Here is a 21,525-nt window from a genome sequence, read left to right as displayed (position 1 = left end):
CTAGGGTAAGTATGATGCCTTAATGATAGATCTATACTTCAAGTTTTAGGAAGTAAAGGTGATAAGTACTCGGCAAATTTGGTTTAACCTATTTTGTTATCCTGAAAGGATCTTGTTGATAGAGGGGCACTTCCCCCGCAAGTTGCAAAAGTTTAACCTCCCGAGGATTCTATTACTACCAAGCTTCTTGCAAAGTGACAGGTACTTATCATACTTAGAGCATGTTTAAAATTCATGCTTTGCGCTGCAAAAGCCTGAAAAGGAACCTGTCTTCACGCTTTTCTCGCCCCATAGCGCTGCTATGAAGCTCTAAAACCGCTTTGCCAGATCCCTTTTCATTCAGTTTTCGCTTGCAGAAACGAAATGTAAACAAGCTCTAAAAGAAAATTCTGCCCCTATACTTAAATTTATTAGTACTGATGCTTTATCAGCGCTTATTAAAGATAGTTAACACCAGGCTGGAGGCTTCTGCTAGTAGCTGCACATTAGTTTGTGCTACATCGTCGAATTCAAGCTGAAAGCCATCTTCGTAGCCCCGCTGGTTGGTCATGCGCCAGATAGCACTGATTTTTTTGCGTTGGTTAGAGATCTGCGTTCTGCTGAACTGCTGGTCTATCAGCCTGAAATCAAGGGCAGGAAGTACAGAAACAATCACTTCGTCATAATCTGCATCCACAGCGATCACTAAATATTTCTCCTCAACCTGAAAAATTACCTGTTCCAGCCAGGCGTGCTCCAGGCTATGCAGTGCAAAGGCGTTGGTTACTTCTTTTCCTGTTAGTTCGTCTAAGTCTGATGCGTTTTCCATTTCATCCGAAGGTATAAAATTATACTTTGCCTTGCCATAGCTGTGCTGTGTCAGCAATACTTATTTTTACAGAAACCATACTTCTATACTATGACTCAGGAAGCTTATTCGCTTAGTGCGCAGTCGGTAGGCCTTTTGCTACATGTGCTGCGCCAGCAGGGGCAGGATGTGGCTGCTATCTGTGAGCAGATAGGGCTTGACCAGCGCCTGATGCAGGACGTAAACGCCCGTATTTCGGTGGAGATGGTGCAGGACTTATGGAATGCCTCTATTGCCGCCACAAAAGATGTTGATCTCGCCTTACACGTTGCCGAAGCCATCAACCCTACTGCTATGGGCACAATTGCTTATGTGATGATGAACGCAGCCACCTTGCTGGAGTCGTTGCAGAAGCTGTGTAAATACCAGGACATTGTATGCAGCGCTATCCAAACAAGCCTGGAGGTGCGGGGGCAGCAAGCCTTTGTGAAGTTACAGGTAATAAGCCATGCGTTGCAGTACCCGCGCAATGCGCTGGACTCTGAACTGGTGACTTATAAAAATGCTTTTGCTGCGCTGTTGGGGCAGCCGGTGCTGTTTAAGCAGGTGCTGTTTTCATACTCAAAGCCAGAAAGCACAGCCGAGCATGAGCGGATTTTTGCCACAGCGGAGTTAGTATTCAATGCAGCGGAAAGCGGTCTTGTCTTTGATGCAGCCTACCTGAAACTACCTATTGTAACGGCTAACCCTGAGCTGAACCAGTTGTTTGAGAAGTATGCACAGGAGTACCTGCAGAAACTATACGAGCCCAAAACTGTGCGGGAGCGGGTTCAGCGCGAGATTGCTCAGCTGCTGAAAGGCGAAGAACCGACAGTAAATATAGTGGCGCAGCGGTTGGCTATGAGCGTGCGCAGCCTTCAAACAAAGTTGAAAGAAGAAGGAGCAAGTTACCAGGTGTTGCTAGACGAGGTTCGAAAAGAAATTGCTGTAAAGCACCTGCAAGACAGCCAGCATACCATTGCTGATATTGCTTATCTGCTCGGCTTTACGGAGCCAAGCGCTTTCTCCCGCTCTTTTAAAAAATGGACAGGTGTGCCTCCGGTTGTTTACCGGCAGAGTAGCTTCGAACTTCAAAATGTTAGGCATAAAATCTAAAGCAGTTTTGGCATAAAGAGCTTCTAAAAAAGGGAGTAGGAAGATGAGGCTACAGCTCCAGTTCAGAGTTTGTACCTTTGCACGCTGAATTCGATACCTGATATGAGAAACACTATGGCTGCGGCCTTGCTGGCGGGGCTTATACTTTCTGCCTGCTCACAAAACAACCCGAAAGGAGAAACTGAAACTGTAGCCGTTACTAAAATGGAAGCTGACTCAGCTTATGTGGCAAGTATAAACCAATGGCATGCGGAGCGGGTACAAAACCTGCAGGCAGCGGATAGCTGGCTTGCCTTGTCGGGTTTGTTTTGGTTAGAGCCAGGGCAGAACACCTTTGGCAGTGGCAAGGGCAATGCCATCGTGTTTCCGGTTGGAAAAATAGCTGAGCAGGCAGGTGGTTTTATACTTGAGGATGATAAAGTAAAGCTGCAGGTAAGCAGAGGCGTTGAGATTTTGCTGGATAGTGTGCCTGTGCAGCAGGAGGCAGTTGTGTATGCTTCTGAGGTGGAGCACGCACCCGAAATGCGCCACGGCCCGCTGAAATGGGTAATCATTAAGCGTGGCGATAAGTATGGCGTACGCCTGTGGGATGCAGAAAGTGAGGCCCGTAGCAACTTTACAGGTATTGAGCGTTACACGGTGCAGCCGGAGTGGAAACTGGAGGCCAGGCTGGAACAAAATCCACTGCCCAAGAGAATAGCCATCACCAATGTGCTGGGGCAAACATCTCAAGAGCCATCGCCGGGGGCCGTGGTGTTCACTGTTAACGGGCAGCAGCACCGCCTCGATGTGCTGGAGGAAGGGGAGGAATTGTTCATCATCTTTGCTGATAAAACCAATGGCACCGAAACCTACGGCTCCGGCCGTTATCTATACATACCAAAACCAGGGGCAGACGGCAAGACCACCATCGACTTTAATAAGGCTTACAGTCCGCCTTGTGCCTTTACGGGTTTTGCCACCTGCCCACTGCCCCCTAAACAGAATTTTCTGCCAATAGCCATTACCGCAGGCGAGAAAGGTGAGCATTAGAAGGTTTGATAATACATTGCGCTGCCGCAAGTTTAGTGGTTGTGCTAAACTTGCGGCATACACCTTTGTACTTGGTTGTTTGCTAGCCTAGGCTCTTGTTTGCGCAGTGGGGAACCTGATATTCAGCTTGGTTCACTATTGCCCTCTGTGCCACCCCAACGTTTCTTCTATTGCCTGGGGCATAGGGGTGAGCCGGAAACCAGGCAGGGCGCAGTATAGCTTTTTGTCGTTTAGCAGGAGCGTGTGCTGCCATAAATAACCCATCTCGCTGATCTCACGCATGCCCGGAGAGAAGACTCCCATCACCTTAAACAGCCATCCCGGATATAGTTTATATGTAGCTACTGTACCTGCGACTGCTGCGATCTGTGCCTGCCACTGTTTTATACTTGGCACCACCTCCCCGGCAAAGTTATAAACCGCGTATGGCTGCAGCTGAGGTAGCTTTGCCAGTTCGTAATATACCCGGGCTGCATCAGGTGTATAAACCAGTTGGTGTGGAATGTCATTTCTATAAAGCCAGGGCATCGGTTTGCCGGCAAGTGCTCCTTTGAAAATAGGGGTTATGCCTTCATTTACAACGTTTGGACCCCAGAAGTCGGGCAGGCGCAGGTTTATTACTTTACACGTATCCTGCTCCGATGCCTGTTGCAGCATCCGCTCAAGTTTTACCCTGATGGCTCCCTTTTTAGTAGTAGGGTTAACAGGCGTTTCTTCCGTGATGACATCAATTAATCCAAAATTATATATGTTTCCTGGGAAAAAAATAGTAGATTTGTTTATGGCTGCGGCCTCAATTACATTTTGCGTTACACGCTCCATGTTGTTTTGCCACTTCTCGTAAGGGTAATTTATTCCATGGAAGATGTGCGTCGCTTCTGCTCCCAAATGTTGCAGCAGATCTACGTCTTGCGCATCTCCTTCTATCAGCTGTAACGCAGGTTGCGCACCAAATAACTTTTGCGCCTTCTGCTTGTTTCGTACCAGTAGGGTTACCTGCTCCTGGTGCTGCAAAAGCTCCTGTGTAAAGGCATAGCCAATACTGCCTGTTCCGCCGAGTACTAAAAATCTGGAGGTGTTGTTAGCCATAATTGCTCTGGTTAATAAGTATAAAGCAAAGGTAGGAGCACCAACATGTTTTATACTTGACAGATGCCGCAAACCACTTAACCAATCGCGCAAAACAATTTCAATTTGCTGCAGCGGCTCCGAAGCCGGTAAGTCGCGTAGCGGAACTATTGCAGGAGCAGGTTTGTAATATGCAATTAGTAAGATATTGACAGAAATAAGATAAATAATATGACAGATACCATAATGGCAACATCAACTATCACAAACGAACAACTTGAAAACGCACTAAGCTATACACAGTACCGCGACCAGATCGATATGCTACTGGCAGAAAACAAAACGACTGGTACCAATCACTCTGAAGAAATGGTGGAGTACACGCGCCTGAACATGCACCGCATGCGCCGCATGGAGCGAAACGCAGTACTGCACGATGAGGTGATTCAGGTATTGCTGAGTGTGCAGACAAAGATGATTTGGGTGGTGCTGACGGAGGCATGGTGTGGTGACGCGGCTCAAAATCTGCCTGCTATCGTTAAAATGGCTGATGCCTCTCCTCTGATTGAATTGAAGCTTTTGCTGCGCGATGAAAATCCAGCCTTGATGGACCAGTACCTGACCAACGGTGGCCGCTCTATTCCTAAGCTGATCGCCCTTGATGCCAACACCATGCAGGTTCTCGGCACCTGGGGCCCGCGCCCTGTACCTGCGCAGGAGCTAGTGCAGCAGGCAAAAGCAAATGATGTTCCTTTTAAAGAGATGGCTGAGCAGCTGCATGGCTGGTATGCTAAAGATAAGAGCAACACCATTCAGGAAGAGCTAAAGCAGCTGATCAGTAACTGGTCAGAGCTTACTGCTCCCGCTGATGTGAACGTGGCCCGCTGCTCGTAATAACAAAGTTGATTATATAAAAAAGAAAGGCGACGCGCTAGCGTGTCGCCTTTCTTTTTAGCCTATGCCGTTGGTAGGCATCAGCACCAGTCGCCAGCCATCGGGGTCTTCTATGGTCACGGCACCATGCTTTAGCCAGTAAGGGTTTTCAGAAGCCACTTCAGGATAGCCTACTTTTGCCAGCCGCTGCGCTATCTCTTCTACACACTGTTGGTCGGGTATGTACAGCACCAGCAAGTTGTCTTTAGAAGGGGCAGGGCAGGGGCTACCGTTTTCGTGCTGCGTAAATTCCAGGTGATAGGGTAAACCAGGCAATCCAATCATGATGCCGTCATAGCCTTGGTGTCCTTCAAAACTGCCTAACTTCTTTAAGCCGACACCATCACAGTAAAAGCGCTCCACCTCCTGCAGCTTATCTGTAGGGCGGGCTAAGCGTACTTGTGCTACAGGTAGTATATCAGACCATTGCTCTTTCATCTAAATAGTGCTTTGTAGATAAACTACCTAGCGGCTCCTGCTGCAACAGGCATTTGTTGGAGCAGCTCTACGTCCACAATTTTATCTCCTACCTCCAGGCGGTGCACCACATCCATTCCTTCTATCACTCTTGCAAAAATTGTGTAGCGGCCATCCAGGTGAGGTGTAGGAGCATGCGTGATAAACCACTGGTTGCTTTCGGTGTCTTTTCCTGCGGAAGCCATACCTAAGTATCCCTCGCGGTAGTTAAGCGGGGCAAACTCAGAACGGATAGAGTAGTCGGAGCTGCCCCAGCCGTCGCCACGCTTGTCGCCTCCCTGGGCCACAAAATTAGGAACTACCCGGTGGAAGTATAAGTTATCGAAAAAGTCTTGCCGGGTTAGCTCTACAAAGTTTGCTACGGTGCCCGGAGCATCTTCCACAAACAACTCCAGCGTGATATTTCCCTTCTCGGTACGTAGCAGCACTTGCTGGTCTGCCGGTATGGTGCGTACTAAGGCCCAGTCTATCGGGTGCGTAAAAGGGTTCTGTGGCGTTTCGCTTTCCTGTTTACCACTCAGGTAATCAATCGCTTTCTGTAGTTCTATGTTGGTTTCCATGTCGCGGGGCAACTGAAGTTTCTGCTGTGCCTGGGTCAGAAAATCAAAGCTGCGGTACTGGTTGCGCAAGTTTAGTTTAGGGTCTCTAATCGCAGCGGCGGCCATACCCACTAGTGCCACATCACCAGTACCCACGGCACGTTGGAATATGTCAGCAAACGCGCTCTCCAACCTTCGCGGGAAATCTGGTTGTTGCCGCATCAGGATCAGAGCGTCCATACCAGTTGTGGCTACAACGGGCTGCTGGGCAGAGAACATCTGCTCGGCTATGTATTTATAATTTTCGATGTCACCAGAGAGTCCTTTAATGAGATGTGCTTGCTGGTAAGGTGTGCGTGCGTTTTCGTACTGCTGCTTGTAGCGCTGGTTCAAAAAGGTACGGCTATGGGGCTGGCTGTTTTTAAGGATCACCCACATCACATTGCTGCGAACCCGGGCGTCCTGTAGGTTGGGCAGCACCTGCAGCAGCGGCTCTGTGGGTATACCAGCGCTGTTGCTCAATAGAAACTCAGAAGTAGCTACAGCTGTGTTAATATTGCGGTCCTGCAAAGCAGCAAGTATGGCCGGTTTGATATCCTCAAAGTCAAGCCCATTCATGGCTCTTACGGCACTGAGGCGCACCCGGTAATCTGGATCGCTTTGCGCCAGCGTTGATAAAATCTGAGCCTTATCTACTGCCCTTACTTTGCCTAAAGCCTGTGTGGCAGCCATACGTACTTCAGGTGTCGGGTCAGAGGTGGCTGCGTTCAGGAGCTGCTGTCGGTATAGTGTCAGGTCAAGCTTTGGTGTGCGAGCCAAGAATTGGCCTGCTGCCAGTCGGGCTTCATATGGGTTAGTAGGGGCCAATAATGCCGCTGCTTTCTCTACACCTGGCGGTGTATGTTGCTGTTGGGCTCCTGCACGGTATAATCCCCAGGCTTGGCCTCCCAAAGCCGTCAGGTTAGGCGCCTTATACTTGGCCAGAAAGTCAACGCCCTTAGTAGTAGCTACTTTTCCTAAAGCCTCAAGTAATTCGGCCTGTACTTCCGGATTTTGTTCCTGCTGTACATGGCGAATCAACGCATCTTCAGCTTTGCTATGTCCAATCTGGCCCAATGCGTAGGCGCTTGCCTCCCGCACATTTATCTCAGGGTCTGATAGCAGTGTTTGGAGTGAAGGTATGGCCAGCGTATCCTGCACAGAGGCAAAAGCCAGTGCCGCCTGCTTTCGATAGGCAGTAGAAGTATGGTTCAGGTATGGCAACAGCTCAGTTGTGTTGCGTTTGTCTTGCAGCGTGTAAATGTGCTGCAAGGTGGTATCGCAGAATTTATTTGCTGATGGTGATGCAGGAGTCGCTGATTGCCTGAGAGGCAGGTACTGGCAAGAGGCTAGTGTGCCAAGCGCCAGCAGCCAGGTGTGGTAAGGTTTCATATCTCTGTTTGTTTGCAAGCCTAAGTTACTAAAATGAGTGGAAAGCAGCGACGAATAGAATTTTGTTAAACTGAATTAATTTTATATTTTTAGACGTAAGTAAGGAAAAAGGCTGATATAGTTCGATTTTATTGTGCTTTATCAAGTTGATGCTGTATTGAAATTAAGGTTAGTGAAGTAACTATATAGCTACACCTGATTTTTTATTTGCCAGACCTGTTGAAAATGAATCTGGCTTCATCAATTTAGCTTAGCGTGATAGGTATATACTTAAAGTTACTGCTATCCACACTTGCCAAGAAGCATAACAGGTACTGTTCCGCTACTTCCAGGTTTCTGAAAAGAGTATTTGGGAGTAGTCACCATCTAAATGCGGTAGCGGACTAAAGTGCATGTTGAGAGGTTGCATTATAAGCTAGTATATGTACATAAATCTTTACCCAAATAAATCATTAAAATCCACGAAAAAGTCGCTGCTGCTAACTGGAGCGTTTCTTACAGTTGGCGGCGGATATGCCCTGTTGCGTGAGTTTCTGTGGCTACCTGTTTTCCGGGAAGAGTGGGCTTTTGCCAGTGCCTTACTTATCTTGATCGGAGGGTTTATGCTTGCTTTTGGGGCTGATGTTTTCCGGTTTAACGATGCCTTCTTTTCTATGAACAGGGAACGAATTGCCTACAGGTTAACTTTGTGGGGCAGCATACAAGAGATTTACTGGAAAGATCTGAATGCACTTGAAATTTCCTGGTCCCTTATCTCATTTGAGCTTACATCTGGGAAACGACTTCACTTGCGCCTGGAAGCCATTCAGCAACCTGAGGTAGCCAGGCATGTATCCCGCAGCCTTCATTTAGCGGCTCTTAACCACAACCTTCCTGTTAACGGACTCAAGACCTTTCAAGCACCAGCCCTGCAGGTATAACTTTGCCTAAAGCAGTTCCTGCATCTCATACTTTTGCTTTACCTTTGTTGCATACAGGGCCTTGCTCTTAGGTGCGTAAGCACTATTTATACTATAGGCGTAGAGGCTATCATCATAAACATTGTTCTGTATAACAATATTAAAGGCGCAGGTGCTGCTAGAGCAGTACCTGCGCCTTCATTTATACTTGGCAGGTAAATAAACGGAGCTATCCCTGATAAAAAAGTCAAACAGAAGTATAGAAAATGGCAGTACAGATAAAGCGAGTGTATGGGTTTCAGTTTGGATTACTTTGCCTGAGTTCCTTCCTCTTTTTCTCCAGCTTTAACATGATCATACCAGAGCTACCCGATTACCTGAGTAGTTTGGGAGGAGCCGAATACAAAGGACTTATTATTTCTCTTTTCACCTTAACTGCCGGGCTTTCGAGGCCTTTTAGTGGTATGCTGGCGGATAAGATCGGGCGCGTACCGGTTATGGTGGTAGGAGGCGTGGTGTGCGTGGCTGCCGGGTTTATGTATCCGTTGGTTAGTTCGGTGGCTGCTTTTCTGCTGTTGCGCTTCATGCATGGCTTCTCGACTGGCTTCACGCCTACAGGCAAATCTGCTTACGTGGCCGATGTGGTTCCTGTGGAGCGCCGAGGTGAGGCTATGGGTCTGCTTGGGCTTTCCGGCAGCCTGGGTATGGCTGCTGGTCCGGCACTGGGTGGTTTTATCTCCAGCCAGTTTCCAATTGAGGTGATGTTTTATACTTCGTCGGCAGCGGCTTTTCTGTCGGTAGCGGTTATATGGCATATGCAGGAGACAGTGCAGAACCCGGTGCCCTTTCGGTTGGGCTTGCTCCGTATTTCACGCAAAGAGGTACTGGAGCCCCGTGTGCTGGCACCGTCATTGGTGATGCTACTTACTGCCTTCTCCTTTGGCACAATACTCACCATTATACCTGACTTCAGTGAGCACCTGGGTATCCGCAATAAAGGGCTGTTTTTTACCTCCTTTACGTTGGCCTCTCTTGCTATTCGCTTTTTGGCTGGCAAAGCATCTGATAAGTATGGACGTGTGCTGGTGCTACGTGTAAGTACAGGGTTGCTTACGCTGGCCATGCTGGTAATAGGAATGGTTTCCACGGCTACAGAGCTGCTTTTAGCAGGCATACTCTTTGGCATAGCGACAGGCATGAACTCGCCCACCATCTATGCCTGGACCATCGATTTAAGCCACGATGCCCACCGAGGGCGTGCCATGGCTACCATGTATATTGCGCTGGAAGCAGGTATAGGAGTAGGCGCGTTAAGCTCAGGCTGGCTTTACGGAAACCAGAGCAGCCATTTTGCGTTAGTTTTCTGGACAGCGGCAATATTCTCTTTGATCGCTTTTCTGTACCTGGTGCTACTCGTGAAGCGGGAGCACGTACTGGAGCCGGTATAAATGTTTAAACATTTTTAACCTGTAGCTATGGTGCTTTAACTGCTTTTATGTGGCTGCTTGCTTAAAAATAAGCTATAATTTATATTTCAGGCATGATTATATAGGTATATATTTTTACTAAATTCTACTACACTTTATCATCCGTTTCGAGATAAGGGCCGTAAACCCCGCAAACAGCAGTTCTTTTCCGCATTCACAAGTAATTCAATCTCATTTTGATGGTAGTGTTACAAGAGGCTCATAGAGTGGGCCATGTGCTAGAACTGTGCCTTGCGTGCAAATTCTGACTAAAATATAAAGTGTAGTATGAAAAATTTTACTTTTAAAGCCCTTGCCCTTTGTTTGTCTGGTGTAGTGTTGTTAAGCTGCGAGCAAGCCGAAGAATCAGAAGTCAACCCGATCTCTGTTACTCAGAGCAAGAACTTCGGAACAGATCCAACCAGCTGCGAAATTATCGAGTTTGACGCTGCCACACCTGTAACGTATGATAAAGGAGCTGCAGCAACTGTTTATAGCGAAAACACGCCTGTGCGCATCATGGGGCAGTATCGTAAAAACAAAGGCGACTACCATAAGCAAAACCGTGCGCTTATGTTTAATACTACCAATCCTGATGCTAACAACGCGGCCTTTAAAACACCAAGTCCTGCCGCTATTCGCCCAATGGGAGATGTGCTGACTTTAGGAAAAGCAAAAGGTGATGTAAACGAACTTTATACCAAAGGCGGTCGCATCGAACTGGACTTCTCTGCCATGGGCAGCATCGAACTGAAAGGCATACATGTACTGGATATCACTGCTGATGAAGCAGACTCTAAAATAGAATTGATCGGTAAGAAGAATAAAGTGATCAAAACCATGGCACTGCCAGTTACTGGTGCTTACGGCGCGACAAGGCTGCGTATCGATACCCCGGGTGTCGTAAAACTACGTGTAGTATTCGGGCCCAACAGTACCCGTACCGGTGGAGGAGCTATTGATGTAATTGAATTCTGCAGAGAGTAGAAATAAACAGATTAAGAGAAAAGGGAGCCTAAACAGGCTCCCTTTTTTTGTTATAGGCAGTACTGCCTAACAAGTGCCGTCTTTTTTTGTTAAGCCTAAAACACGAACTTGCCGCTTTCGTTTTACCATATAACATGAACAGCCAATTTATCCATACCCTCTTTGAAAGCCATCAAAAAGCGAAGCACCACGTACCTGCCTCTGCTATGTGTAGGCTGGCAGAAGGTGTGTTGCAACTGCTTTTTCCACCGCTGGCAGATGAGCGGTTCGAAACAGAACAAGAGCTGGAAAACTTTGCCGCCCTGCTGAAAGAAGACCTAATGCGCATTCTGATGAGTATGGAGCCAGAACTGGCAATGCCTGCGGCAGAGGTGGCAGAGCGCATGATGCAGGAGCTACCGCATATTTATACTTTGCTGGGGATGGATGCCGAGGCCATTGCCGCCGGAGACCCTGCCGCACAAAGTACGGGAGAAGTGATTCGTACCTATCCTGGTTTCAAGGCGGTAGCCATATACCGTTTAGCGCATGCACTATATCAGCTTAGGGTGCCATTATTTCCGAGAGTGCTGACAGAGTACGCCCATGCCCGAACAGGCATTGATATTCATCCGGGAGCCCAGATTGGCACGCACTTTTGCATTGATCATGGTACTGGCATTGTAGTAGGAGAGACCTGTGTGATAGGTAATCACGTAAAGCTATACCAAGGGGTAACCCTGGGAGCAATGAGCGTAGACAAAGCCATGGCCAACATTAAACGCCATCCAACTATTGAGCACGGTGTGGTGATTTACGCAGGCGCTACCATACTAGGAGGTAACACGGTAGTGGGATCAAACAGTATAATTGGGGGGAATGTGTGGCTAACGGAGAGCGTGCCCCCTTACTCGCGCGTCTACCACCGTCCGCAGATAGACGTAAGACGCTCAGCTGAGCCAGCAGATACCATCAATTTTTCAATCTAAACTAAACCGAACACACATATGAAAGCCAATACAGTATTAGAAGCTATCGGTAACACGCCGCACGTGCGCATCAACAAGCTCTACAACAAAAATGTAGAAGTATGGATGAAATTGGAGCGAAGCAACCCCGGCGGAAGCATAAAAGACCGCATTGCTTTAGCTATGATCGAGGATGCAGAGCGCAAGGGCAATTTGACAGAAGGCAGTGTGATCATTGAGCCTACCTCAGGAAACACAGGTGTAGGCCTGGCCATGGTAGCTGCCGTAAAAGGCTACCAGGTGATACTGGTAATGCCGGAGTCGATGTCTATTGAGCGCCGCCGCCTGATGGCTGCCTACGGTGCAAAGCTGGAACTGACGCCGCGTGAGAAAGGCATGAAGGGAGCCATTGAGCGTGCCAGAGAAATGGTGCAGGAAACAGAAAATGCCTGGATGCCGATGCAGTTCGACAATGAGGCAAACACGCAGGTGCACATTGATACCACTGCTCAGGAAATTCTAAGTGACTTCCCGGACGGGTTTGATTATATGATAACAGGTGTAGGTACCGGAGGGCATATTACCGGAGTGGCGAAGGTGCTGAAAGAGCGTTTTCCTAAGCTGAAAGTATACGCTGTAGAGCCTGCTGCATCGCCGGTGCTAAGCGGAGGTGAGCCAGGGCCGCATCCAATCCAGGGAGTAGGTGCAGGGTTTATACCTAGCATTATGGATACCGCTATACTTGACGGGGTTATTCAGGTAGAGGCTGATGAGGCATTTGATTATACACGCCGTGCAGCCCGTGAAGAAGGTTTATTTATTGGTGTATCATCAGGATCATCGTTAGCGGCTGTGGCCAAACAAATTGGGGAGGGCGTGCCAGAGGGAGCAAAAATACTTACCTTCTGCTACGATACAGGCGAACGTTACCTTTCTGTAGAAGGCTTGTTTGTATAGCCTCTATACATAAAGTTATATTTGAAAAAGCTCCTGCCATACCTTGGCAGGAGCTTTTTTTTTAATCACCAGTCACCAGAGCAGTCATGAGCCACTTGCCTTTATTGTTTTTGTTGAAGAGCGCACGGTAAGCTACAGGGCTGTACACATCGGTGTGGTTAACGTAGCCTTTCAACTGGCCATCTATGGTTTGTACCGACCACCATTCCTTCTTCTCTGCCGTTTGCCCCTGCGGGTAAGATGCTTCATAGTCTGTTTGAAGTATAATTCTGTCTAATGTGCAAATAGTTTGTGCGTTAGTGTCAGGCTGATCACGGAGCACAGTGCCATCTCTCACCACTGCCACATGTGCAAAAGCATCTATACTATCAGGCCATTGGCTGTACACGTAAGGCAGGGCATACAGCGAAGTGTTTCCCTCCAAAGGATAGCCGCCCCCCAGCCGTAGCAGGTGATCGAGGAGCAGCCATACTTCTGACGTCTTGTTTTCGGGTTGCCATTTAGCTTTAAAATCACTCCAGCCGCCGTTGCCACCAAAGTCTGTTTTGATGTTTGGGTCCAGCAGTTGCTGGAGCTGTGCTGTATTCTGGGTTTGCACGGCCTGTTGTAACTCTTGCAGGTAAGCTGTTAAGCTGGCATCTGTGTTTGCTTCTTTTGCGGGCAATAGCAGTGGTGTGTTTGTCTGGCAGTTCTGTGTAATGGCGGTGCCTGCGGCTACAGAATCCTGAGGTGCCGTGTCAGGGGCTTTCGTATTGCTTTCGAGGTCGGAGTTGGCATGGCTACAGGCACTAAGGCAGAAGCCAAAAACGAGAAGCTTTAAGAGTGAGAGACTTTTCATGATGTACTGGTTTATGGGTGCAATGTTTCGGTACAGATACGTGAGAAATAGCTTTACATGCCATTTCTTATGCAGTTTATACTTGCTACAAGTTGTTTTCTCCAAGATCCGTAAAAATTGCTTGAGGTGGTGCAGCTCTTTCAAACCACAGTAGCTAATACTTCGATAGAAGTGATCAGTATCATCTTTCCGGCTGACTATCATCATACAGAGCACGGTGGCTTTTGCTGAATTTTGCAGTCTATTAACCGCTTTGGAAGATGAAGATGAATGAGCAGCAGGAATACCTGATACAGAAGTATAATGTGCCTGCACCCCGCTATACCAGTTACCCAACCGTGCCTTACTGGGACCAGGAAGTGCCGAATGCAAAGCGTTGGATGGATGTAGTGAAGTATACATTTGCAGAATCTAACGCCACCAAAGGCATCAGCTTATACATACACTTACCTTTCTGCGAAGCGCTCTGCACCTATTGTGGCTGCAATACCCGCATCACCAAAAACCATAGCGTAGAAGATGGTTACATAGCCGCTATTTTAGCTGAGTGGCAGTTATACGTAAATCAGTTTTCAGAGAAGCCCATCATACGGGAGCTTCACCTGGGCGGAGGCACACCTACTTTTTTCAAGCCGGAAAACCTGCGCAAGCTGCTAGAGGGAATTTATGCTGGAGCCATACTTCACCCGGAAAAGGAATTCAGCTTTGAAGGGCACCCGAATAATACCACTACAGAACACCTGCAAACACTTTACGATCTTGGCTTCAGGCGGGTGAGCTATGGCATTCAGGATTTTGATTTGAAAGTGCAGCTGACGATCAACCGAATACAGCCTTTCGAGAACGTAAAGCACGTAACGGATGAAGCCCGGAGAATCGGCTATGACTCCGTTAACTTCGACCTGATCTACGGCCTGCCTTACCAGACGCAGCAAAGCGTGAGCGAAACCATTGATAAAGTGGCAGAACTAATGCCGGACAGAATTGCTTTTTACTCTTATGCACATGTGCCGTGGGTTAAGCCAGGGCAGCGCAGCTACTCCGAAAAAGATCTTCCTGATAATGCAGAGAAGCGCGCGCTGTATGAGTTGGGTCTTCGCAAGCTCAAGACACTTGGCTATACCGACATCGGTATGGATCATTTTGCCTTGCCGCAGGACACGCTTTATAAGGCGATGCAAAATAAAGAGCTGCACCGCAACTTTATGGGCTATACTACCTGCCAGACTGATTTGCTTTTGGGTTTAGGTACTTCATCTATCAGCGATGCCAAGTATGGCTATATGCAAAACCTGAAAAAAGTGGAGACTTACAAAGAAGCTATTTCAGGAGGTGAGCCCGCCATCTTCAAAGGACACTTTCTGACACAAGAAGACCTACTGCTGAAAGAAGCTATACTTAGTGTTGCCTGCAAAGGAGAACTGGAGCTAACAGAGCAACTGATGGAACTAGTTACAGACAAGGCTTTTGAAGACATGAAAGAAATGAAACGAGAAGGGCTGGTAGAGCTCGATCATGGCTACCTTAAAGTAACAGAAACAGGCAAAGCCTTTATCCGCAACATCTGTATGCTTTTCGACCTGAAACTAAAGCAAAGCATACCTGCCGAGCAGCAGGTATTCAGCAAAGCCATATAAGTGTAAGATATAGTGATGTGTTTTGGAAGCCCCGGCTATTAAGCCGGGGCTTTTGCTATGCAGGTGCTGTGATTAAACCACCTCTGGCCCCTCCTTGTCTAAGGTGGATAACCTGTAACTGCTATCTCCATAGTATAAGCACTGTAGTAAGAGCTGTTCAGATGAACCCACCCCTAGCCCCTCCGAGGAGGGGAATTAGTCTAAGCTCCGTTAGCTTTAGCTATCGAACCTGTTTCCAGTCCTTGGGTTGAGCGCCTTGTGCATGTTCCGGTGCCGCGCGAGCGGCAGCCGTTAGGCACGAAGGCTACACAGCGCAATGCCCTTGTCCAAGACGAGGCCCCGCTTATATAGGGCTCCTACCCCAGCTGTGAGCGCTCCAAAGTAAGAAGTGAAACGGTAGGTATTTGCGAGCTGGAGAATAGGCGGTAGCGAGAATGAATAGCTTGGATGAGGTTGCAGGAAGCAGAAACTATGGAAGTATAGCCGAGGCAGTTTAAGGCACAAGCGGACGCTTGCGCCAGACAAGGTCAGGAGCATATTAAGTATAATGTAAGCTATTCAGGTATGGCTTTTTAAGCCAGTAGAGCTGGAAGCTCTACCCCATAATAGGATACGAGCTGCAAGCTCGCACCAGCTAGAGAGTACCGTTAACAGCACATAAGCAAAAGGTAAATAAATAGTAGACCAAAGCCTAAACGCCAAAAAAGCAGGCTACAAAGTAACCTGCTTTTCAACGGTCAAGAGACCGTATTAGCACCATATACTAAACTAATTCTAAAAAATCTCTTAAGAAGAATTGCTCAAAAGCAATATCAAAAAGATAACACCCCGCCACTTCCTCTCTGCCGGTTACCGTTTGTTTGACATTACAAATGTACAACAGCCTCACCTGCGGTCGCATTGATATCAATCAACATAGTAAATGACACTCATCATCATTTATCGCTGAGTGCTCATCTATCTTTGTGCTAGACCTTTAAAGAAAATTGAGATGGAAGCCGCACTCCAAACCAATGTTCATACTTGCTACCACTGCGGGGATTCCTGCGAGGATGAGTTAATTGTAGCACACGACAAAAGCTTCTGCTGCGCCGGGTGCAAAACCGTTTACGAACTGCTAGAGGAAAACAACCTCTGTACTTACTATAACTTAGAGCAGAACCCTGGTATTTCCGGCAAAGCACCTGTTGCTGAAGAGCGTTTCGCTTACCTCGATGATGCAGGGGTGGAGGCGCAACTGATCAACTTCCGCAACGATAGCATCTGTAAGCTTACCTTATACTTGCCGCAGATGCATTGCAGCTCCTGCATCTGGCTGCTGGAGAACCTGTTTAAGCTAAATCACGGCATTACAGAGTCTACGGTTAACTTCCTGCGCAAAGAAATATCGCTTACATATTTGCACCAGCAAACCTCTCTGCGGGAGGTGGTGTCGCTGTTGGCGCGGCTAGGTTATGAGCCCGCTATTACGCTAGCTGATACAGACGGGAAGCAAGTCCAAAAACAGAGCCATACCATTATCTACAAACTAGGTATAGCAGGCTTTTGCTTTGGTAACGTAATGTTGCTTGCATTTCCGGATTACCTTGCTATCTCAGATGGATTACAGCGTACATTTGGCTCTTTCTTCGGTTACCTAAGCATCGTACTCTCGCTGCCGGTTTTCTTCTATAGTGCAAGAGGGTTCTTTACCTCGGCACTGGAAGGTCTAAAGCAGCGACTCATCAACATCGATTTTCCGATTGCGCTGGGCTTGATGGCGCTGTTCTGCGTGAGCTTATATGAAATCCTAACAGGTACCGGCCCCGGCTACCTTGACTCCTTTACTGGGCTTGTGTTCTTTATGCTGATCGGAAAATACTTTCAGCAGAAAACCTATGATACCCTTTCGTTCGACAGAGATTATACTTCCTACTTTCCGGTGTCAGTTACCGTGCTGAAAGAGGAGAAGGAGGAGTCTATAGCAGTGCGTAACCTGAAAGTGGGCGACCGCATCCGTGTTCGTAACCAGGAGCTTATACCTGCCGATGCCATGCTGATGAACGGCCAGGCCATGATCGACTACAGCTTTGTTTCCGGCGAGTCGGAGCCAGTGGAGAAAGTGGCAGGCGAACTGATCTATGCTGGTGGCCGTCAGGTAGGGGAGAGCATTGAGGTGGAGGTGGTGAAAGAAGTATCACAGGGCTACCTGACACAACTATGGAACGATAGTGCTTTCTCTAAAAGAGAAGTACAATCAGTAGGTACATATGCCAACACAGCCGGTAAATGGTTTGTAGTTGTTACCCTGTTTGTTGCTGCCGGAACACTGTTTTACTGGGTGCCGCGCGACATGGATATGGCCATGCGCGCCTTTACATCTGTACTGATTATAGCCTGTCCTTGCGCCCTGTCGCTGGCAACGCCGTTTGTGCATGGGCACACATTGCGTGTGTTTGGCAAGAACAAATTCTACCTTAAAAATACATCTGTGGTTGAAACACTGGCCCGCATAGATACGGTGGTTTTTGACAAGACAGGTACGCTGACCGAACCAAGCGCCGCTGAAGTAAGCTATACTGGCAAAGCTTTAACAGCAGCGCAGGAGCGAAAGATACTTTCAGTGTTGCGCCACTCTACGCACCCGCTTAGCCAGCGTATAAGTGCAGGCTTAAAAGAGCAGCCCTTGCGTGTAGGGCAGTTTAAAGAGTATACGGGCCAAGGTCTGAGCGGTGAAGTAAACGGGCAACTGGTGCGGGTCGGTTCTGCTGCTTTCCTGGGTGTGCCTGCTGATAAAGCTACTGATACGCTTAAAACTACGGTTTATGTCTCGTTGGATGGGGTGGTGCTAGGGTATTATACTTTCTACAATGTCTACAGAGAAGGGCTGATAAATATACTCCACGACCTAAACGATAAGAAAATAGCTGTTCTGTCAGGCGACAACAACCATGAGGAGGCAAGGCTGCGAGAGTTATTAGGGCCAGATGCCGAACTGGTATTCAACCAGTCACCGGTGCAGAAGCTGCAAAGTATACAGGCCTTGCAAGCAGGACAACACCAGGTGCTGATGGTAGGCGATGGTTTGAACGATGCGGGAGCCCTGAAGCAAAGTGAGGCAGGCATAGCGCTTACAAACAGTATCACCAACTTTTCACCGTCCTGCGATGCCATTCTGGATGCGACAGTTTTTAACAAGCTGAGCAAGTTCCTGGCCTTTTCCAAAAAGACGATGAGCATCATCCTGGCCACATTTGCCGTGTCGCTGGTGTATAATGTAATCGGCTTAACACTGGCTGTGCAGGGGCTTTTCTCGCCTATCGCCTCCGCTATACTGATGCCGATCAGCTCGCTAAGCGTAATTGTATTTGCCACACTCTCTGTCAAATTTGCAGCAAAAAGGGCAGGGTTGTAATGGAAGCACGCTGCGAGGTCTTCCGAAACAGCAGTCATTCCTAATTCTTAATTCATCATTCTTAATTGAAAAGCCATGTATATTATATTCTTGATGATAGCGATCAGTGTTTCGGTTGCGGCACTTTTCCTGGGAGCATTTTTGTGGGCAGTACGCTCCGGCCAGTACGACGACGAGTATACTCCGGCTGTACGCATGCTGTTCGATAACGAAGTGGGGCCGGGCAGTAATAAAACTGAGAAAAAGGCTACTGAGCGGCCGGTGTAGCTGCTTTCTTCCTGTTACAGCTTTATAACCTCAAAAGCCACAAGTATGAACATCGCCATACTTGTGGCTTTTTATTTTTGCTCGTCTATTGCAAGTCCTATACTTAAAGGAAGTTGATGAAGAGGAGATAAACTTAAAGAATAACATCAAAATAAAAGCCGTAAAACGCCCCGCCTGGCTGATGCATGCAGTAGCTTTTTTTTGCTTGATCAGCTTATACTTGTTGTATTAAACCTTCTCTTATTCTGTTTCTAATCTCTTGCCGCTGCTACTGATATCAATCAATCCCGCAGTTGACATTCGTCATCTTTTTCGAGGCCATTCTTACCGAATTTTGAATTGTGAATTAAGCCATGCCATACTTCAAATACAGAATTTGATACTAGCAGAAGTCACACTCCGTCAACGGAATCATCAATACATCAAATACAACACTTAAACAAAATGGAGGACACCGCACATGTCAACTAATGTAGCAGAAGTCTTAGAAAACGCGCCTAGCCGGGTGGTGCCGAAAGGTCCGGACAAAGGTGTGATCGACACGTTCTTTTATGATAATAAGATCGTTCGGGATTTCGGTATAGCCACTGTATTCTGGGGCATTGCCGGTATGCTGATAGGCGTGATTATCGCTTTTCAGCTGGCGAACCCAGACGTAAACATGGGTAACCAATATACTACGTTTGGCCGCGTAAGGCCACTGCACACCAATGCTGTAATTTTCGCCTTTGTGGGCAACGCCATTTTTATGGGCGTTTATTATTCCTTACAGCGACTTTGCAAAACCCGCATGTACTCCGACTTACTCAGTAAGCTTAACTTCTGGGGATGGCAGCTTATTATTGTGGCAGCGGTAATCACGCTTCCGTTGGGTATTACCACCTCTAAAGAGTATGCGGAGCTGGAGTGGCCGATTGATATTGCTATCACGCTGGTATGGGTGGTATTCGGCTGGAACATGTTCGGTACGATTGCCAAGCGCCGTGAAAAACACATGTATGTGGCTATCTGGTTCTACATTGCCACGTTCTTAACAGTTGCTGTGCTGCACATTGTGAACTCTTACGAAATGCCGGTTAATCTCTTCAAAAGCTATTCTGGCTACGCTGGGGTGCAGGATGCGCTGGTGCAGTGGTGGTATGGCCACAATGCGGTTGCGTTCTTCTTAACAACGCCATTCCTGGGGCTGATGTACTACTTCCTGCCTAAGGCTGCGAATCGCCCTGTTTACTCGTACCGTCTGTCTATCATTCACTTCTGGTCGCTGATCTTTATCTACATCTGGGCTGGTCCGCACCACTTGCTTTATACGTCCCTGCCAGACTGGGCTCAGTCGCTGGGTGTAGTTTTCTCAATCATGCTGCTTGCTCCAAGTTGGGGTGGTATGATCAACGGTTTGCTTACACTGCGCGGAGCCTGGGATAAGGTGCGCGAAGAGCCGGTGCTGAAGTTTATGGTGGTTGCCATCACGGCTTACGGTATGGCTACGTTCGAGGGCCCGATGCTGTCGCTGAAAAACGTAAACGCTATTGCCCACTTTACTGACTGGATCGTAGCACACGTGCACGTAGGTGCTCTTGGCTGGAATGGCTTCCTGACATTTGCGATGCTGTACTGGCTGTTCCCACGCCTCTACAAAACACAACTGCACTCTAAGAAGCTTGCCAACGCACACTTCTGGTTAGGTACACTGGGTATACTTTTCTATGCTATTCCGATGTACTGGGCTGGTTTCACACAAGGTTTAATGTGGAAACAATTTACAGCAGAAGGCACACTGCAGTACTCTAACTTCCTGGAAACGGTGTTGCAGATTGTGCCGATGTACTACCTGCGTGGTATTGGTGGTATTTTATACTTATCTGGTGTATTCCTGATGGTGTACAACCTGGTGAAAACAGCTAAATCTGGTAAACTGGTTGCTAACGAGAAAGCAGAGGCTCCGGTAGTGGTACCTACTGAAAGCAAAAATGCCGGGCACTGGCACAGCTGGATTGAGAAGCGACCAACCCAAATGGCCATTTTCGCTACAGTTGCTATTCTCATCGGTGGTCTGGTAGAGTTTATCCCTGCCTTTGTGATCAAATCTAACGTGCCAACTATTGCGAGTGTGAAGCCTTATACTTCGCTGGAGCTGCAAGGACGCGACTTATACATCAAAGAGGGTTGCGTTAACTGCCACACGCAAATGGTTCGTCCGTTCAGGTCAGAAACAGAGCGTTACGGTGAGTACTCTAAAGCAGGTGAGTTTGTGTATGATCACAACTTCCTGTGGGGCTCAAAACGTACCGGTCCGGATCTTCATAGAATAGGAGGCAAGTACCCGCACTCCTGGCACTACCACCACATGATGGATCCAACCTCCATGTCGCCAGGCTCTATTATGCCATCTTACCCATGGTTGTTTGAGCAGGAGATAGACCTGAGTACAACACAGCCTAAGCTGGAAGTGCTTAAAAAGCTGGGTGTGCCTTACGAGGATGAGTACATCGCCAATGCCAACGAAGAGCTGATGGAGCAGGCAAGAGGGGTTTCAGCCGAGTTGAAAAAAGAAGGTATCGAAGTAAAACCTGAAGCCGAAATAGTAGCCCTGATTGCTTACCTGCAACGCCTGGGTACGGATATCAAAGTGAAAACGGAAGAATAAGATGCTAGACGCTAGATTTTAGACATTAGACCTAAAAACTACTGTAGAAAATCTAGCATCTAAC

At 47.8% G+C, this 21,525-nt stretch carries 17 protein-coding genes; 12 read left to right on the top strand and 5 right to left on the bottom strand.

Features of this window, described 5'->3' with window-relative positions; all coding sequences use genetic code 11:
- Nucleotides 1-427: 427 nt before the first annotated feature.
- Nucleotides 428-865, bottom strand: coding sequence for a DUF6334 family protein (locus ACFQ2O_RS09150; protein ID WP_377526112.1), 438 nt, complete (start codon nt 863-865; stop codon nt 428-430).
- Nucleotides 866-898: 33 nt separating this feature from the next.
- On the opposite strand from ACFQ2O_RS09150, the gene ACFQ2O_RS09145 reads away from it, so the two are divergent.
- Nucleotides 899-1,942, top strand: coding sequence for an AraC family transcriptional regulator (locus tag ACFQ2O_RS09145; RefSeq protein ID WP_377526109.1), 1,044 nt, complete (start codon nt 899-901; stop codon nt 1,940-1,942).
- Between the two features lie 102 nt (nt 1,943-2,044).
- Nucleotides 2,045-2,974, top strand: coding sequence for a DUF1684 domain-containing protein (locus ACFQ2O_RS09140; protein WP_377526104.1), 930 nt, complete (start codon nt 2,045-2,047; stop codon nt 2,972-2,974).
- Between the two features lie 135 nt (nt 2,975-3,109).
- Here the strand turns inward: ACFQ2O_RS09140 and ACFQ2O_RS09135 are convergent, their stop codons facing one another.
- Nucleotides 3,110-4,063 (bottom strand): NAD-dependent epimerase/dehydratase family protein, encoded by a 954-nt coding sequence (locus tag ACFQ2O_RS09135; protein WP_377526101.1) that lies wholly within the window; start codon nt 4,061-4,063, stop codon nt 3,110-3,112.
- Nucleotides 4,064-4,273: 210 nt separating this feature from the next.
- Between ACFQ2O_RS09135 and ACFQ2O_RS09130 the strand changes: the two genes are divergently transcribed.
- Nucleotides 4,274-4,936, top strand: coding sequence for a thioredoxin family protein (locus ACFQ2O_RS09130; protein WP_377526098.1), 663 nt, complete (start codon nt 4,274-4,276; stop codon nt 4,934-4,936).
- Nucleotides 4,937-4,993: 57 nt separating this feature from the next.
- Here ACFQ2O_RS09130 and ACFQ2O_RS09125 read toward each other — a convergent pair whose 3' ends face one another.
- The gene (locus ACFQ2O_RS09125) at nt 4,994-5,413 is read right to left on the bottom strand and encodes a VOC family protein (RefSeq protein ID WP_377526095.1); all 420 of its coding nucleotides are present in this window, start codon (nt 5,411-5,413) and stop codon (nt 4,994-4,996) included.
- A gap of 23 nt (nt 5,414-5,436) precedes the next feature.
- Complete coding sequence (locus ACFQ2O_RS09120) at nt 5,437-7,422, bottom strand: peptidylprolyl isomerase (RefSeq protein WP_377526092.1); 1,986 nt, start codon at nt 7,420-7,422, stop codon at nt 5,437-5,439.
- 422 nt (nt 7,423-7,844) lie between these two features.
- Between ACFQ2O_RS09120 and ACFQ2O_RS09115 the strand changes: the two genes are divergently transcribed.
- The 5 genes from ACFQ2O_RS09115 to cysK all read left to right on the top strand — a co-directional run bounded on the left by ACFQ2O_RS09115 (nt 7,845) and on the right by cysK (nt 12,678).
- Nucleotides 7,845-8,342 (top strand): hypothetical protein, encoded by a 498-nt coding sequence (locus ACFQ2O_RS09115; protein WP_377526088.1) that lies wholly within the window; start codon nt 7,845-7,847, stop codon nt 8,340-8,342.
- A 245-nt stretch (nt 8,343-8,587) separates the two neighbouring features.
- Complete coding sequence (locus ACFQ2O_RS09110; protein ID WP_377526085.1) at nt 8,588-9,769, top strand: MFS transporter; 1,182 nt, start codon at nt 8,588-8,590, stop codon at nt 9,767-9,769.
- A 306-nt stretch (nt 9,770-10,075) separates the two neighbouring features.
- On the top strand, nt 10,076-10,774 hold the full coding sequence (locus tag ACFQ2O_RS09105; protein ID WP_377526082.1) for a hypothetical protein: 699 nt from the start codon (nt 10,076-10,078) through the stop codon (nt 10,772-10,774).
- Nucleotides 10,775-10,908: 134 nt separating this feature from the next.
- Nucleotides 10,909-11,742: a serine O-acetyltransferase EpsC gene (epsC, locus tag ACFQ2O_RS09100; RefSeq protein ID WP_377526079.1), complete on the top strand. Its 834-nt coding sequence runs from the start codon at nt 10,909-10,911 to the stop codon at nt 11,740-11,742.
- A gap of 18 nt (nt 11,743-11,760) precedes the next feature.
- Nucleotides 11,761-12,678, top strand: a complete 918-nt coding sequence (cysK, locus tag ACFQ2O_RS09095) for a cysteine synthase A (protein ID WP_377526075.1) — start codon at nt 11,761-11,763, stop codon at nt 12,676-12,678.
- Between the two features lie 61 nt (nt 12,679-12,739).
- Here cysK and ACFQ2O_RS09090 read toward each other — a convergent pair whose 3' ends face one another.
- Complete coding sequence (locus tag ACFQ2O_RS09090; RefSeq protein ID WP_377526071.1) at nt 12,740-13,516, bottom strand: hypothetical protein; 777 nt, start codon at nt 13,514-13,516, stop codon at nt 12,740-12,742.
- A gap of 260 nt (nt 13,517-13,776) precedes the next feature.
- Here ACFQ2O_RS09090 and hemN point away from each other — a divergent pair, with 260 nt between their 5' ends.
- From hemN to ccoN, 4 genes are all read left to right on the top strand, one after another.
- The gene (hemN, locus tag ACFQ2O_RS09085) at nt 13,777-15,153 is read left to right on the top strand and encodes an oxygen-independent coproporphyrinogen III oxidase (RefSeq protein ID WP_377526068.1); all 1,377 of its coding nucleotides are present in this window, start codon (nt 13,777-13,779) and stop codon (nt 15,151-15,153) included.
- A gap of 991 nt (nt 15,154-16,144) precedes the next feature.
- A complete protein-coding gene (locus tag ACFQ2O_RS09080; protein ID WP_377526064.1) occupies nt 16,145-18,547 on the top strand; it encodes a heavy metal translocating P-type ATPase in 2,403 nt (800 codons plus the stop codon).
- Nucleotides 18,548-18,622: 75 nt separating this feature from the next.
- On the top strand, nt 18,623-18,814 hold the full coding sequence (ccoS, locus tag ACFQ2O_RS09075; protein WP_377526060.1) for a cbb3-type cytochrome oxidase assembly protein CcoS: 192 nt from the start codon (nt 18,623-18,625) through the stop codon (nt 18,812-18,814).
- 460 nt (nt 18,815-19,274) lie between these two features.
- Nucleotides 19,275-21,461, top strand: a complete 2,187-nt coding sequence (ccoN, locus tag ACFQ2O_RS09070; RefSeq protein ID WP_377526055.1) for a cytochrome-c oxidase, cbb3-type subunit I — start codon at nt 19,275-19,277, stop codon at nt 21,459-21,461.
- Nucleotides 21,462-21,525 lie beyond the last annotated feature (64 nt).

Source organism: Pontibacter rugosus, from assembly GCF_042678745.1.
In the GTDB taxonomy this organism is placed as follows: Bacteria; Bacteroidota; Bacteroidia; order Cytophagales; family Hymenobacteraceae; genus Pontibacter; species Pontibacter rugosus.
This window is presented reverse-complemented; position numbering and strand designations above follow the sequence as displayed.